Genomic DNA, 14,802 nt, shown 5'->3' with positions numbered 1-14,802 from the left:
TGCGCCGGGCATGTGTGGTTGTCAGATATCGTCTTGCGGGCGACGGGTGAGTACATCAAAACCGTCATCGGTTACCAGAATGGTATGTTCCCACTGCGCTGAGAGGCTGCGATCGCGTGTGACCACGGTCCATTCATCAGCCAAGACCTTGACCTCACGCTTGCCGACATTGACCATCGGTTCGATAGTGAAGGTCATGCCGGGTTCGAGGACCATGCCAGTACCGGGGGTACCATAGTGCAAGACCTGTGGGTCCTCGTGGAACTTGAGGCCGATGCCGTGGCCACAGTATTCGCGAACGATGGAGCAGTTTTGTTTCTCGGCATGTTGCTGGATGGTATGGCCGATATCGCCGAGTTGTACGCCAGGCTTGACCATTTCAATACCCAGACGCATGCATTCATAGCTGATACGCATGATGCGTTCGGCACTGATGCTGGTTTTGCCGACGCCGAACATCTTGCTGGTATCGCCATGGTAACCATTCTTGATGACGGTGATGTCGATATTGATGATATCGCCGTTTTTCAGCTTTTTGTCGCTGGGAATACCGTGACAAACCTGCTGATTCACCGAGGTGCAGATGGACTTCGGGAAGCCGTGGTAATTCAGCGGCGCCGGGATGGCCTCCTGCTCATTGACGATATAGTCGTGGCAGATTTGGTCGAGTTCATCGGTGGTGATCCCGGCGACGACATGTGGGCGTATCATATGCAGCACATCGGCCGCCAGCCGGCCGGCGATGCGCATCTTTTCGATTTCTTCGGGGGTCTTGATGGTTACGCTCATAGTCTCTCTAAGGGGCTGGATTTCGGCAGGATATGTCATTTTAGGCAGTTTTGCCTCTGTTTTACGACATTTTATGCTAAATCAGGCCGATCCAATTGTTGTGGGCTGCCGATTATGGTATAAATCGCGCGCCTGAATGGCAAATCCATGTTCACCTTCGGCCTTGGCCTGGGTGGATGCTACTAAAATCGCACACGTTTCGACACATATGTCCGGGTGCCTGAGTCCTTCACCTTATATATAGGAAGGTTATCGGGTTGGCATATGGGAGACGTGGAGGCGCAACCCTAAACTGGAGAAATATCATGGCTAATGTTTCCATGCGCGACATGCTGGAGGCCGGTGTCCACTTTGGTCACCAAACCCGTTTCTGGAATCCCCAAATGGCTCCGTACATCTTCGGAGACCGTAACAAGATTCACATCATCAACCTCGAGAAGACCCTGCCGCTGTTCAACGATGCCTTGAACTTCCTTGGCCGTATGGCTTCTACCCGTGGTCGTATCCTGTTTGTTGGCACCAAGCGTGCAGCATCCAAGATCGTCCGCGAGCAGGCCGAGCGTTGTGGCATGCCTTACGTCAACCACCGCTGGTTGGGCGGCATGCTGACCAACTACAAGACTGTGCGCCAGTCCATCAAGCGTCTGAAAGACCTTGAGCAAATGGTAGAAGACGGCAGCATGGCTCGCCTGACCAAGAAAGAGGCCCTGACCCTGAGCCGCGAGATGGAAAAGCTTGACCGTAGTCTCGGTGGCATCAAGAACATGGGTGGTCTGCCGGATGCCCTGTTCATCGTTGACGTAGGTTATGAAAAAATCGCCGTGAGCGAGGCCCGTAAGCTGGGTATCCCTGTCATTGGTGTTGTTGATACCAATAATTCACCAGATGGTATCGATTATGTTGTGCCGGGTAACGATGATGCAATCCGCGCCATTACCCTTTACACCAGCGGCGTAGCGGATGCCATTACGGATGGTCGTGGCACGATTACCCAGACCGAAGGCCCTGCCAACGAGTTTGTTGAAGTGGATGAAGGTGCCGAGCCTGCGAAGAAGAAGGTGAGCAAGAAGGCTGCCACCAAGAAGGCTGTCGCCAAGAAGGCCGCCACCAAGAAAACTGCAAAGAAGGCCGCTAGCAAGAAGGCTGCCACCAAGAAGACTGCGAAGAAGGCCGCTAGCAAGGCCGACGACGCGTCAGATGCGTAAGGGGTAACGAATAATGGCAATTACAGCCACACTGGTTAAAGAACTGCGCGAACGTACAGGCGCAGGTATGATGGAATGTAAAAAGGCACTGGTAGAAAGCGACGGTGATATTGATGCGGCTATTGATGCGATGCGTAAGTCAGGCGCGGCCAAGGCAGACAAGAAGGCCGGGCGTGTTGCCGCCGAAGGCAAGATCGAAATAGCTGTTAGTGATGATGGCGCAAGCCTTGTTATGGTTGAAATCAACAGTGAAACCGACTTCGCCGCCAAGGATGACAACTTTCTTACTTTTGCCGCAGCTGTTTCAGCTGCCGCACTGGCGGGTGAAGCCGCGGATGCGGAAGCCTTGTCTGCCATGACAATGGCAAGTGGTGAGTCGGTTGACGAGGCGCGTAAGAACCTGATCGCCAAGATTGGTGAAAATATTACCGTTCGTCGTTGCAACCTCATCAGGCGTCAGGGTGATCATCTGGGCGTTTATACCCATGGTGCGCGCATCGGCGTTGTGGTTGACCTGAAGGGTGGTAGCGAAGAACTGGCCAAAGATATTGCCATGCACATTGCCGCCAGCAAGCCGGTTTGTGTTGCCCAGGCAGACGTGCCGGCTGATCTGGTTGAGAAGGAGAAAGAAATCTTCTCTGTGCAGGCCGCCGAAAGTGGTAAGCCAGCCGAGATCATCGAAAAGATGGTTACCGGCCGTATCGCCAAGTTCCTTAACGAACAGGCCCTCTACGGTCAGCCTTTCGTCAAGGACCCTGATCAAACTGTTGAGAAACTGGTTAAGGCTGCAAACGCCAGCGTTATGAGCTTTTCACGCCTGGAAGTGGGTGAAGGTATCGAGAAGAAGGTTGAAAACTTCGCTGATGAAGTCATGGCGCAGGTCAAAGGCGAATAAGGTATGAGTTCATCGCAACCAGTCCGTCAACGCATCCTGCTGAAACTCAGCGGCGAGGCCCTGATGGGCAAGAGCGATTTTGGTATAGACCCGATTATCATCAAGCGGGTGGCTACTGAGGTAAAAGAGGTCATTGATGCCGGTGTTGAAATCGGCATGGTGATCGGCGGTGGAAATATTTTCCGTGGTGCCGGGCTCGCCGAGTCCGGCATCGACCGTGTTACCGGTGACCATATGGGTATGCTGGCAACCGTGATGAATGCACTGGCCATGCAGGATGCCCTGGAGAAGATTGGCGTACAGGTACGTGTCATGTCAGCACTGAGCATGAATGAAGTCTGTGAAGATTATGTTCGGCGCCGTGCGGTACGTCATCTTGAGAAAGGCCGTGTTGTGATCTTTGCAGCCGGTACAGGTAATCCATTCTTTACCACGGATTCAGCCGCAAGCTTGCGTGCGATCGAGATCGGTGCGGATATCATGCTTAAGGCGACCAAGGTCGATGGCGTATATTCGGCTGATCCAGTCAAAGACCCTGATGCGGTTTTCCACCACACATTGAGTTATGATCAAATTATTGAACAACGTCTGGGCGTGATGGATGCTACGGCAATTGTGATGTGTCGTGATCAGAATATGCCATTGCGTGTATTTAATATGAATAAGCCTGGTGCCCTGATGCGTGTAATTCAGGGTGAACAAGAAGGCACACTGGTAGAGTAAGGGGAATACGGCATGATCGACGATATACTCAAAGATGCAGAAATTCGAATGGGCAAGACTATTGAGGCCCTGAAGAGTGATTTGAGTAAGATGCGCACAGGTCGTGCCAACACCAGCCTGATCGAGCACATTCAGGTGTCAGCCTATGGTTCGGATACCCCCCTCAATCAGGTTGCTAATATTTCTGTAGGTGATGCGCGTTCATTGACGGTAACCCCCTGGGACAGGTCTATGGTTAAGGCCATTGAAAAGGGTATTATGGATTCTGGTCTGGGCCTGAACCCGGTCACCGCCGGTGAGGTCATTCGTGTACCACTACCACCCTTGACCGAAGAACGTCGCAAGGAAATGATCCGCCTTGTGCGCCAGGAAGTTGAATCTTCACGTGTTTCGGTACGTAATATCCGTCGTGATGCCAATAGCGACTTGAAGACCTTGCAAAAAGAAAAAGAAATCAGCGAGGACGATGAGCGTCGTGCCAGCGAGCAAATACAAAAACTCACCGATAAAAAGATTGTCGAGATCGATAAGCTCCTTGAGGATAAAGAAAAGGACCTCATGGAAATTTAGGCGCGCGATTTTATGAAAAGCATGACATGGTCATGAGCGACGCTTCCAACATCAACGCTTCCGACGAAGGCAGTCTTTCTGCCGAGCAACAGCTTCCTCGACATGTTGCCATTATCATGGATGGTAATGGCCGTTGGGCGAAGAAACGTCTGCTGCCTCGTTTTGCCGGACATAAGTCGGGGGTAAAGTCGGCGCGTATGGCCATTGAGGTCTGTGTAAAACTCAATATCGATGCACTAACCCTGTTCGCCTTCAGTAGTGAAAACTGGAAACGCCCGCGCAAGGAGGTTGACCTGCTCATGGACCTGTTTGTCAGTTCCCTGCGCGAAGAGGCGGCCTCGCTGCATAAGAATAATATCCGCATGCGTGTAATTGGTGATCGTCAGGCCTTTAGCGAGAAATTACAGAAGCGTATAGAGGAAGTTGAAACACTGACAGCCGAAAATGATGGTATGACGCTGACGATTGCGGCCAATTATGGTGGGCGCTGGGATATCCTGCAAGCTGCACAGCGGGCGGTTGCTGAGAATAGAACTATTGATGAAGAACTGTTTACTCGGTATTTGTCTCTATCGGATCTACCTGAGCCGGACCTGTTTATCCGTACGGGTGGCGAACACCGGATTAGCAATTTCCTCCTCTGGCAGTTAGCCTATACTGAGTTATATTTTACTGACACCCTGTGGCCTGATTTCGACAAGGCCCGTTTTGTCGAGGCCATGCGTGACTATGCCGGACGACAACGCCGCTTTGGCCGTACCTCCGAGCAAGTGGAAAAGGGCTGATATGCTTAAACAACGCATCATAACTGCACTACTGCTGTTGCCGATCGTTGTCCTGACGATCCTCTATTTACCAACTCCCGCCTTTGCCATGCTGTGGGCCGTTGTCCTCAATCTTGCCGTCTGGGAATGGAGCGCGCTGGCCAGACTACGTTCATTAGCCTCTCGCATTATCTTCTTGTTAGTTATCGATGTGGCATTGGTCGCATTGTGGTTTAACATCGATCTCAATGTCGTCACGGATACGGTGATATTTCTTGCCGCCGGCTTCTGGGCCTGTGTGGTTATATCATTGTTATTCGATATTACCCGTCGAATGTCTGATTTATCCTCAGTGACTTACCGTGCAGTCAGCGTCATGACTGGTGTGTTTATTGTCATACCGGCCTGGCTGGCCCTGGTGTTGCTGCATACATCGCAAAGCAGCAGCGTACTGTTGGTATTCTGCCTGGTATGGGCTGCTGATACCGGCGCCTACTTTGCCGGGCGGCGTTTCGGGAAACGAAAACTGGCGCCGTCTATCAGCCCGGGTAAGAGCTGGGAGGGGGTCGCAGGCGGTCTGCTCCTCAGCCTGATAGTGGTTTACATCTGGTCGAGAATGGCAGATATGCCAGAAGCTGAGCAGCTGGACTTTATTGTTATTGCAATGATTGCGGTGATGGTCTCAATCTATGGTGATTTGCTGGAGAGCGTCTTTAAGCGGGTGAGTGGTATTAAGGACAGTGGTCAGCTGTTACCCGGTCATGGCGGGGTGATGGATCGATTGGATAGTATTACTGCAGCAGGGCCTATCTTTGTGGCCGGCTACCTGATTAAGGATCTGTTGCTATGAAGGGTATCACCGTTCTTGGCGCAACGGGGTCGATTGGTGTCAGCACCCTGGACGTATTGCGTCTTCACCCTCAGGCGTATCGCGTCGTTGCCCTGACAGCGAATCGTGATGTTGCGGGCCTACTGGAACAGTGTCGCGAGTTTTCCCCACAATATGCCGTGATGGCAGATCCCAGCGCAGCGCAACAACTGGCAGAGCAGGTGCGGGCAGAGGGGCTGAATACCGAGGTTCTCGCCGGTACTGAAGGGCTCGAGAAAGTGGCCACCTTGCCGCAAACCGATTATGTCATGGCTGCGATCGTTGGCGCCGCCGGCCTGCTGCCAACCCTTGCCGCAGCGCGTGCCGGCAAGCGCGTGTTACTGGCAAATAAAGAGGCGCTGGTGATGTCCGGTCACCTGTTTATGCAGGCCGTGCGCGAACATGGTGCCGAGTTATTACCGATTGATAGTGAGCACAATGCCATCTTCCAGTGTATGCCACGGGACTACCGGCCCGGGATGGAGGCGAAGGGTGTGCGACGTATTCTGCTTACGGGTTCCGGTGGCCCGTTTCGTGATACGGCTGTGGAACAACTTGCCAGCGTGACACCGGAGCAGGCGATAGCCCACCCTAACTGGAGCATGGGACGCAAGATTTCTGTCGATTCCGCGACTATGATGAATAAAGGCCTTGAACTGATCGAGGCCTGCTGGTTGTTTGATGTCGGCCCGGATAAGGTTGAGATCGTGGTGCACAAGGAAAGCGTCATTCATTCGATGGTGGATTACCTGGATGGCTCGGTTCTCGCTCAGTTGGGTAACCCGGATATGCGTACGCCGATCGCACATGCCTTATCATGGCCGCAGCGGATAGATTCGGGCGTTGCCGCTCTGGATATGTTCAGTGTCGGGCAGTTAAACTTTGAACGGCCCGATTTGCAGCGTTTTCCCTGCCTGCGCCTGGCCAATGAGGCTATCCGAGCGGGTGGTACCGCCAGTACGATTTTAAACGCTGCCAATGAAGTGGCCGTAGAGGCCTTTCTCGAAGGCCGTCTTGGTTTTACCGGTATCGCGCAGGTGATTGAATCCTGCATGCAATCGATAATCCTTGTTGCAGCAGACTCGATTGAAACGATTCTGGATGCTGATGCACATGCACGGCAAATGGCCATGGCATGTATTGACCATCCTGAACAGCATAGGGCTACCTAATATTTATGTCAGGCATTTTATTATCCATTGTTTCTTTTATTCTGGTCATTGGGGTACTGGTGACCTTCCATGAATATGGACATTTCTGGGTGGCGAGAAAGTTGGGGGTCAGGGTAACCCGATTTTCCATCGGCTTTGGCAAACCGATTTTGCGCTGGCGCGGCAAGCATAATGATACCGAATATGTACTCGCCCAGATCCCCCTCGGCGGTTATGTCAAAATGCTTGATGAACGTGATGAGCCGGTAGCAGATGAGGACCTGCCCTATGTTTTTAACCGCAAACCGGTTTTGGCACGTATGGCAATTACCTTCGCCGGGCCATTATTTAATTTTATCCTCGCCATTTTTGTTTATTGGCTGGTATTCGTAATCGGCATTGAGGGCCTTAAGCCGGTAGTCGGTAGTATTGAACCAGACTCCACTGCACAACAGGCAGGCCTGCAACCGGGAGACCATATCACTGCGGTTAACGCGGTCGAGACCGCCAACTGGGATGGCATTGGGCTGCAACTCATAGAGGCCGTGCTGGACCGCGATGCCAGTGTCCGTATCAGCGTGCGCGATGAACACTTGCAGGAACACGTACGCACGCTGAATATCCGGGGCCTGTCCCCTGACCTGGCAAAGGGGAATATTCTTTTACATACGGGTATCAGGCCGCTGTTGCCGACATGGCCGGCGATTATCGAGAGTGTGGTCGAGGGTGACCCGGCCGCCCAGGCGGGTCTGCAAACCGGCGATAAAGTACTGAGTGTGGCAGGCGAGGCGGTTGATGACTGGCGTGACTGGGTGCAATACCTGCGTGCACGTCCAGGCGAACAGTTACAGGTTCAGGTCCTGCGAGACGGTCAAACGCGCGACATTTCCCTGCATGTGGGTAATAAGACTGATGATTCAGTAAGTTATGGTTATATCGGGGCGATTGCCAGGGCCCCGCAAGCTATCCCGCCTGAACTCAGGTCTGTGCTACAATACTCGCCCCTGACGGCCGTTGTGCCGGCGTTAGAGAAAACGGCACAATTAAGCCTGCTAACACTGCGCATGTTGGGGAAAATGCTGGTAGGAGAGGTCTCGGTAAAGAATATCAGCGGTCCAATCACGATTGCCCAGTATGCGGGTCAGTCGGCGAGTATAGGCCTGGTGCAGTTTCTGGCATTTATTGCCATTGTCAGCGTCAGTCTCGGGGTGTTGAATTTGTTACCCATCCCGGTACTTGATGGTGGGCACCTGATGTATTACCTGATCGAGCTACTCAAGGGTAGCCCGGTCACGGAAAAGACCCAGATGTTGGGGCAGCAGATCGGTGTGGTGATGTTGGCTATGTTGATGATTCTGGCCCTGTATAATGACGTGATGCGATTGTTTTAGTCGCCACTAATGAAAACTATAAATAATAAGCCGTAGCAGACTCGCAATGAAAAAACTCTTTCTTACTTTCCTGTTCCTGGCAGGACTTGCCCAATCAGTCTGGGCAAATGAAGCATTTGTCATCAAGGATATTCGGGTTGAGGGGCTGCAACGTATTGCCGCCGGGACGGTCTTCAATTACCTGCCCATCAAGGTCGGCGATACGCTGGATGCGCAGTCCTCCGCCTCGACCATTCGCGCCCTCTTCAAAACGGGTTTTTTCAAGGATGTACGCCTGGAACGTGAAGACGGGATACTGATTGTCTTTGTTGTAGAACGTCCGGCGATTGCCAGTATTGAATACAGTGGCAATAAATCGATCGAGGAAGAAGCGCTTACAGAAGGTCTGAAGGAAATCGGCTTTGCTGTAGGGCGAGTATTTGACAAGTCTTTGCTGGACAAGGTTGAGCAGGAACTGCAACGTATTTACTTTAGCCAGGGTAAATATGGTGTCAAGATGGAAACCACGGTGACGCCCTTAGAGCGTAACCGTGTTGGCATTACTATCACAATTTCGGAAGGTGTGGTCGCAAAGATTCATCAAATCAATATTGTTGGCAATACTACTTACGAAGACAAGGCCTTGCTGGAAGAGTTTGAACTTAGTGTGCCGACACTGTTTTCTTTTTATACCGGCGATGATCAATATTCCAAGCAAAAACTCTCGGCAGACCTTGAGCGCCTGCGTTCCTATTACCTGAACCGTGGCTATATCAATTTTAATATTGATTCTACGCAGGTCTCGATCACACCAGACAAAAAAGACGTTTATATCACTATCAATATCACCGAGGGTGAAAAGTTCACCGTCAAAAGCGTTAAAATCGCTGGTGACCTGGTGGTTAAGCCGGAAGAACTATTTCCGCTGTTTTCCATTCAAAAGGGCGACACCTTCTCCCGTCGGCGTTCCACCGAGACCAGTGAAAAAATCACCAAACGACTGGGTGAAGAGGGCTATGCCTTTGCCAATGTCAATGTTGTCCCCGAGGTCCTGGACAAGGAAAAACAGGTTGAACTGACCTTCTTTGTCGACCCGGGTAAGCGCGTCTATGTCCGTCGTATCAACTTTACGGGCAATACCCAGACCCGTGACGAGGTCCTGCGTCGTGAGATGCGTCAGTTTGAAAGTGCCTGGATATCCACTGCCAAGGTAGAGCGTTCCAAGGTACGCCTGGATACGCTCGGTTATTTCGAGGAAGTGGAAGTGGAAACCCCCGCCGTACCCGGCACCACTGACCAGGTCGATGTGAATTACAAGGTTAAGGAAAAACCTTCCGGTAACCTGCTTGCCGGTATCGGTTATTCTGATTCACAGGGTGTGATCTTTAATGCCAGTGTCAGCCAGGATAACTTCCTTGGTAGTGGTAAGCGCATTAGTGTCGGTTTCGATAATAGTGAAACCAATACTGTCTACCGTTTGGGATATGTGAATCCATACTGGACCGAGGATGGTATATCACGAGGCTTTAACCTGTTGTATCGTGAAACCGATGCATCAGAGGCCAATCTGGCCAGCTATACCTCGGATGTCATTTCCGGTGCGATGTCATTTGGTATCCCCATTACTGAGGTTGAGCGGATCTCCCTGAGCCTCGGTTATACACGGACGACGATTAATACTTCGAGCAGTACACCACAGGACTTCCTTGTAGAACTGGCCAGTTATGATGGTGGCGGTCAGACGGGCACTATCACTGATGTAAATAGTCCATTTGTTGGAGACTCGGCCTTGCGGAGTGGTCAGTCCTCCAGTTTTAACACCTTTAGCCTGAATCTGGGTTTTGCCAATGATACGCGTAACCGCGCGGTTTTCCCGAATCGTGGTGGCATTCAGCGCATTACCGGTGAGATCGCCGTGCCTGGTGGTGACCTTGAGTATTACAAGTTCACCTACCTGAACCAGCGTTATTTCCCCTTGACTCGTGACCTGACCTTCAGCCTAAAGGGTGAAGTCGGTTATGGTGATGGCTACGGCAGTACGGACAATCTGCCATTTTTCGAGAACTTCCTCGCCGGTGGTAACCGTTCGATACGAGGCTATGAAGACAATACCCTGGGTCCGCAGGTCAGGGATTCCACCAGTCCCAGCTTTGGAGATCCTTTGGGGGGTAACCTGAAGACGGTTGCCAGTGCCGAATTGATATTCCCGGTACCCTTCGTCAAGGATGAACGTTCCTGGCGCTTTAGCGCCTTTGTCGATGCCGGTAATGTCTTTGGTGCCAATGAGGACTTTGAGATTAACGAGTTGCGCTACTCGGCGGGCCTTGGGGTAACCTGGCTGTCACCGTTCGGCGCCCTGAATTTCAGCCTGGCCGCGCCATTTAATGACCAGCCGGAGGATGAGACCAAGACCTTTCAATTCACCTTCGGTGGTGGATTCTGATGTGTTACAGTATATTTAGTCAAAACCGGAAGACCGGAGTAGAGCATTGAAAACATTAAAGAAAATTATTCTGACAGCGATGATTGGCCTGACCCCTATGACAGGTCTAGCCCAGGAACTGAAGATCGCCGTGGTTAATCCCAACCGTTTGCTGGAAGAGGCCCCCCAGGCCAAACTGGCACTGAAGAAACTTGAAAAGGAATTTGCCACCCGTGATAACAAGTTGCTGACTGAGCAGAAGGCTATCAAGAAGGATGAGGAAAAACTCGCCCGTGATGGTGCCATCATGTCCGAGGCCGAGCGCCGTAAGATTGAACGTGACCTCATCAGCAAGAAGCGGGAACTGCGCCGTGCCTTAGATGAATTACGTGAAGACCGTACCTTCCGTAGTAATGAAGAGCGTGGCAAGCTCTTACGTTACGTCAATGACGCGATTACCACAGTGGGTAAACAGGAAAAGTATGATCTGATCCTCTATGAAGGTATTGCCTTTGCCAATCCGGCCATTGACCTGACGGGTATGATACTCGAACGTCTGAAGAAAGAGGCGAAGGCCAAGCAATAAGCACAAACGGAAGAGTCAGTGACGCAAACGTTAGCAGAGTTGGCAACACGCTTTGGTGCTCACATAGAGGGTGATGCTGACTGTCTGATTCAGGGAGTGGCATCACTGAAATCTGCCCAGTCAGGGCAGATTTCTTTTTTTAATGACAAGCGTTATGTCGATGTGCTCACTACGACCGGTGCATCGGCTGTTATCATCAAACCCGAATATAGCCACCTGTCACCCACGGCCTGTCTTGTTACGGAAAATCCACAACTTCTATTTGCCCGTGTAGCTAACTTGTTTCAGCTGCAGGCTGGAGTGGGGGGCGGTATCCATAGTGATGCGACAGTGGCTCCCGGTGCGCATATTGATCCTGGCGCATCGGTTGCGGCCCGTGCTGTGATTGGCCGCGATGCAAGGATCGGCAGAAATACTATCATTGGTGCCGGCTGTGTAATCGGTGCGGGCTGTGTTATCGGTGATGATACAAGGCTCGTGGCGAATGTGACTATTTGTGATAATGTGCGCATTGGTGATCGCGTTCTTATTCATCCCGGCGCAGTGATCGGCAGTGATGGTTTTGGCCTGGTTAAGGATGATGGTAAATGGTTGAAAGTGCCGCAACTGGGTACAGTCATTATCGGTGATGAAGTCGAGATAGGTGCCAATACAACTATCGATCGTGGCGCACTTGACGACACAGTAATCGAGCATGGTGTAAAACTCGATAACCAGATCCAGATTGCTCACAATGTTCATATCGGTGCACATACTGCGATTGCCGGCTGTGCCGGGATTGCCGGTAGTGTGCGAATTGGACGTTATTGCACTATCGCAGGTGGAGTTGGATTTAGTGGTCATCTCGAAATTGCCGATAATGTACATATCACCGGAATGTCACTGGTAACAAAATCAATTACAGAACCTGGCGTATATTCATCCGGCATGCCAGCGCAGGAAAACAGGAAGTGGAACCGGAATGTTGCACGCTTTGGCCAGCTTGACGATATGGCCAAGCATCTGAAGAAAATTGAAAAGAAACTGATTAACGATTGATTCTGAACTGAGAGGACGTACATGCCCACCCTGAATATCGATGAAGTGATGAAGCATTTGCCGCATCGCTACCCCTTCCTGCTCATTGATAGGGTGTTGGACTATACGCCAGGTGAGTCCTTGCACGCGATCAAGAATGTTAGCTATAACGAACCATACTTTGTCGGGCACTTTCCTCATCATCCGGTAATGCCCGGTGTTTTGATTCTTGAGGCACTGGCACAGGCGACTGGTGTCCTGTCCTTTATCACCATGGACGAGTTGCCGGAAGATGGTTCTTTGTATTATTTTGTCGGTATTGATAACGCTCGTTTCAAGCAACCTGTCGTTCCGGGTGATCAGTTGCACCTTTATGTCACCGTTGAACGTGAGAAGCGTGGTGTCTGGAAATTTAAGGCTGAGGCAAAGGTCGATGACAAGATTGTCACCAGTGCCGATCTGATGTGTGCCAAACGTTCGATATGAGCCTGATTGATCCACGTGCTGTTATTGACCCTGATGCAAAACTTGCTGAAGGCGTAAGTGTCGGTCCGTTTGCTGTTATCGGTGCGGAGGTGGAAATAGGCGAGGGCAGCTGGATTGGCCCACACGTGGTGATCAACGGCCCGACCCGAATAGGCAAAAATAACAAGATTTATCAATTTGCCTCTGTGGGTGAGGGGCCTCAGGACATCAGCTATCGTGGCGAGCCAACCCGGCTCGAGATCGGTGATGATAATGTCATTCGTGAGAGTTGCACCCTGAGCCGTGGCACGGTAAAAGGTGGCGGTCTCACCACGGTGGGTAATAATAATTTCCTGATGGCCTATTCACACGTGGCGCATGACTGCCATGTGGGTAATTACACTATTTTTGCCAATGGTGCCTCGCTCGGTGGCCATGTCGAGATAGGGGATTATGTCACCCTTGGTGGCTTTGCCCTGATTCACCAGTTTGTCAAAGTCGGTGCCTACAGTTTTTGTGGTATGGGCTGTGGCGTGAGCAAGGACGTGCCTCCCTATATTATTATATCTGGCAACCCGGCCGAGGCGCATGGTCTGAATGCGATCGGCCTGAAACGTCGTGGCCTGACGGATTCGGCGATCAAGGGTCTGCGCGAGGCCTACCGCATTATCTACAAATCGGGTCTGAAACTGGCCGATGCAGTCGCTGAGGTAAAGTCCCGTCTGCCGCATTGTGCCGAGGCACAGCACTTCGCTGATTTTATCGCCAACGCTGAACGCAGTATTGTTCGATAAACCATGCGTATTGGTATTGTAGCGGGTGAGTCTTCTGGCGATCTGCTCGGTGCGGGTCTTATCGAGGCGATTCGGAAACAGGTGCCCGATGCTGAATTTGAGGGTATTGCCGGACCGCACATGATTGATGCCGGTTGCAGGAGCCTCTATCCCTCTGAAAAACTATCGATCATGGGCCTGGTCGATGCCCTTGCCCACTATCGTGAACTGCGTGGTATACGTGCACAATTGCGCAACCACTTTATTGCGCAAAAACTGGATGTCATTGTTGGTATCGATGTGCCGGACTTTAATCTGGGTCTGCTGGAACACTGTCATGCCGCAGGGATCCCAACGGTGCAATATGTCAGTCCACAGGTCTGGGCCTGGCGGCGTTACCGGGTTAAAAAGATTGCCCGTTCGGTCGACCGTGTCCTGACCCTGTTCCCGTTTGAGGCGGCCTTCTACGAAGAACACCAAGTGCCAGTGACTTTCGTTGGGCATCCCTTTGCGGATCAAATAGCATTGGCAACAGATAAGGTAGCAGCGCGCACTAGACTCGGGCTCCCGGTGGATGTGCCACTCGTCGCCATCCTGCCCGGCAGCCGGGTTAGTGAGGTCAGGCATCTGGCAAAAGCCTTTATTGAAACAGCATCCTGGTGTCATGAAAGGAATCCTGAGATTCGGTTTATTGTGCCGTTGGCAAATCAGGTTGTGCGCGAGATTTTCCTTCAGCACTGCGAGCAACTCGATATTGAGCTACCAATGACCATCTTTGATGGCGAGGCGCGTGAGGTGATGGCGGCAGCGGATACAGTACTCATGTCTTCTGGGACGGCAACCCTGGAGGCCATGCTCCTGAAGCGGCCCATGGTCGTTGCCTATCGGTTTGCCTGGTTAAACTACTTAATTTTACGACTCTGGGTGCATATCGAGCATTTCTCCCTGCCTAATCTGCTCGCAGGCGAGTCTCTCGTTCCTGAATATGTGCAACATGCTGCACAGCCTGAAGTATTGGGCCGGCACCTTCTCGATTACCTGCAGAGTCCACAACATGTTCAGCCACTTGTGGAACGCTTCACGGCGATTCACCATAGCTTGCGCCAGAACACGGACCAACGTGCTGCCGAGGCCGTGCTTGAGGTCGTTGGGCAAGCGGCCAGACGACGGGTAACTGAACGTCCGGATGAAAAGCGATAAACAC

15 protein-coding genes are annotated in these 14,802 nt (G+C 51.8%); 14 read left to right on the top strand and 1 reads right to left on the bottom strand.

The annotated features are described in order from the left end of the window. Positions 1-21: 21 nt before the first annotated feature. A complete protein-coding gene (map, locus tag EL386_RS09310; protein ID WP_126455566.1) occupies positions 22-828 on the bottom strand; it encodes a type I methionyl aminopeptidase in 807 nt (268 codons plus the stop codon). 266 nt (positions 829-1,094) lie between these two features. On the opposite strand from map, the gene rpsB reads away from it, so the two are divergent. From rpsB to lpxB, 14 genes are read left to right on the top strand one after another with little or no spacing between them, the layout of a single operon-like run. Further along, positions 1,095-1,994: a 30S ribosomal protein S2 gene (gene rpsB, locus EL386_RS09305; protein WP_126455564.1), complete on the top strand. Its 900-nt coding sequence runs from the start codon at positions 1,095-1,097 to the stop codon at positions 1,992-1,994. A gap of 13 nt (positions 1,995-2,007) precedes the next feature. Beyond that, positions 2,008-2,889 carry a translation elongation factor Ts gene (gene tsf / locus EL386_RS09300; RefSeq protein WP_126455562.1) on the top strand — a complete coding sequence of 294 codons (882 nt, stop codon included), beginning with the start codon at positions 2,008-2,010 and terminating at the stop codon, positions 2,887-2,889. Between the two features lie 3 nt (positions 2,890-2,892). Further along, positions 2,893-3,612, top strand: a complete 720-nt coding sequence (pyrH, locus tag EL386_RS09295; protein ID WP_126455560.1) for a UMP kinase — start codon at positions 2,893-2,895, stop codon at positions 3,610-3,612. Between the two features lie 48 nt (positions 3,613-3,660). Continuing rightward, on the top strand, positions 3,661-4,182 hold the full coding sequence (frr, locus tag EL386_RS09290) for a ribosome recycling factor (RefSeq protein WP_420856733.1): 522 nt from the start codon (positions 3,661-3,663) through the stop codon (positions 4,180-4,182). A gap of 32 nt (positions 4,183-4,214) precedes the next feature. After that, complete coding sequence (gene uppS / locus EL386_RS09285) at positions 4,215-4,967, top strand: polyprenyl diphosphate synthase (RefSeq protein WP_126455556.1); 753 nt, start codon at positions 4,215-4,217, stop codon at positions 4,965-4,967. A gap of 1 nt (position 4,968) precedes the next feature. Further along, positions 4,969-5,796, top strand: coding sequence for a phosphatidate cytidylyltransferase (locus EL386_RS09280; protein ID WP_172597685.1), 828 nt, complete (start codon positions 4,969-4,971; stop codon positions 5,794-5,796). Further along, entirely contained in the window at positions 5,793-6,986 is a 1,194-nt protein-coding gene (ispC, locus tag EL386_RS09275; RefSeq protein WP_126455552.1) for a 1-deoxy-D-xylulose-5-phosphate reductoisomerase, read from the top strand. Before EL386_RS09280 ends, ispC begins: the two co-directional genes overlap by 4 nt. Positions 6,987-6,991: 5 nt before the next feature. Then, positions 6,992-8,356: an RIP metalloprotease RseP gene (gene rseP / locus EL386_RS09270; protein ID WP_126455549.1), complete on the top strand. Its 1,365-nt coding sequence runs from the start codon at positions 6,992-6,994 to the stop codon at positions 8,354-8,356. 46 nt (positions 8,357-8,402) lie between these two features. Beyond that, positions 8,403-10,778 (top strand): outer membrane protein assembly factor BamA, encoded by a 2,376-nt coding sequence (gene bamA / locus EL386_RS09265; protein WP_126455547.1) that lies wholly within the window; start codon positions 8,403-8,405, stop codon positions 10,776-10,778. A gap of 46 nt (positions 10,779-10,824) precedes the next feature. Next, complete coding sequence (locus EL386_RS09260; protein ID WP_126455545.1) at positions 10,825-11,343, top strand: OmpH/Skp family outer membrane protein; 519 nt, start codon at positions 10,825-10,827, stop codon at positions 11,341-11,343. An 18-nt stretch (positions 11,344-11,361) separates the two neighbouring features. Then, positions 11,362-12,381 carry a UDP-3-O-(3-hydroxymyristoyl)glucosamine N-acyltransferase gene (lpxD, locus tag EL386_RS09255; RefSeq protein WP_126455543.1) on the top strand — a complete coding sequence of 340 codons (1,020 nt, stop codon included), beginning with the start codon at positions 11,362-11,364 and terminating at the stop codon, positions 12,379-12,381. Positions 12,382-12,402: 21 nt separating this feature from the next. Then, complete coding sequence (fabZ, locus tag EL386_RS09250) at positions 12,403-12,846, top strand: 3-hydroxyacyl-ACP dehydratase FabZ (protein WP_126455541.1); 444 nt, start codon at positions 12,403-12,405, stop codon at positions 12,844-12,846. After that, complete coding sequence (lpxA, locus tag EL386_RS09245; protein ID WP_197722046.1) at positions 12,843-13,619, top strand: acyl-ACP--UDP-N-acetylglucosamine O-acyltransferase; 777 nt, start codon at positions 12,843-12,845, stop codon at positions 13,617-13,619. The genes fabZ and lpxA overlap by 4 nt, the downstream gene beginning before the upstream one ends. Positions 13,620-13,622: 3 nt before the next feature. Continuing rightward, a complete protein-coding gene (gene lpxB, locus EL386_RS09240; protein WP_126455539.1) occupies positions 13,623-14,798 on the top strand; it encodes a lipid-A-disaccharide synthase in 1,176 nt (391 codons plus the stop codon). Positions 14,799-14,802: the final 4 nt, after the last annotated feature.

This window comes from Sulfuriflexus mobilis, from assembly GCF_003967195.1.
Lineage (GTDB): Bacteria > Pseudomonadota > Gammaproteobacteria > AKS1 > AKS1 > Sulfuriflexus > Sulfuriflexus mobilis.
This window is presented reverse-complemented; position numbering and strand designations above follow the sequence as displayed.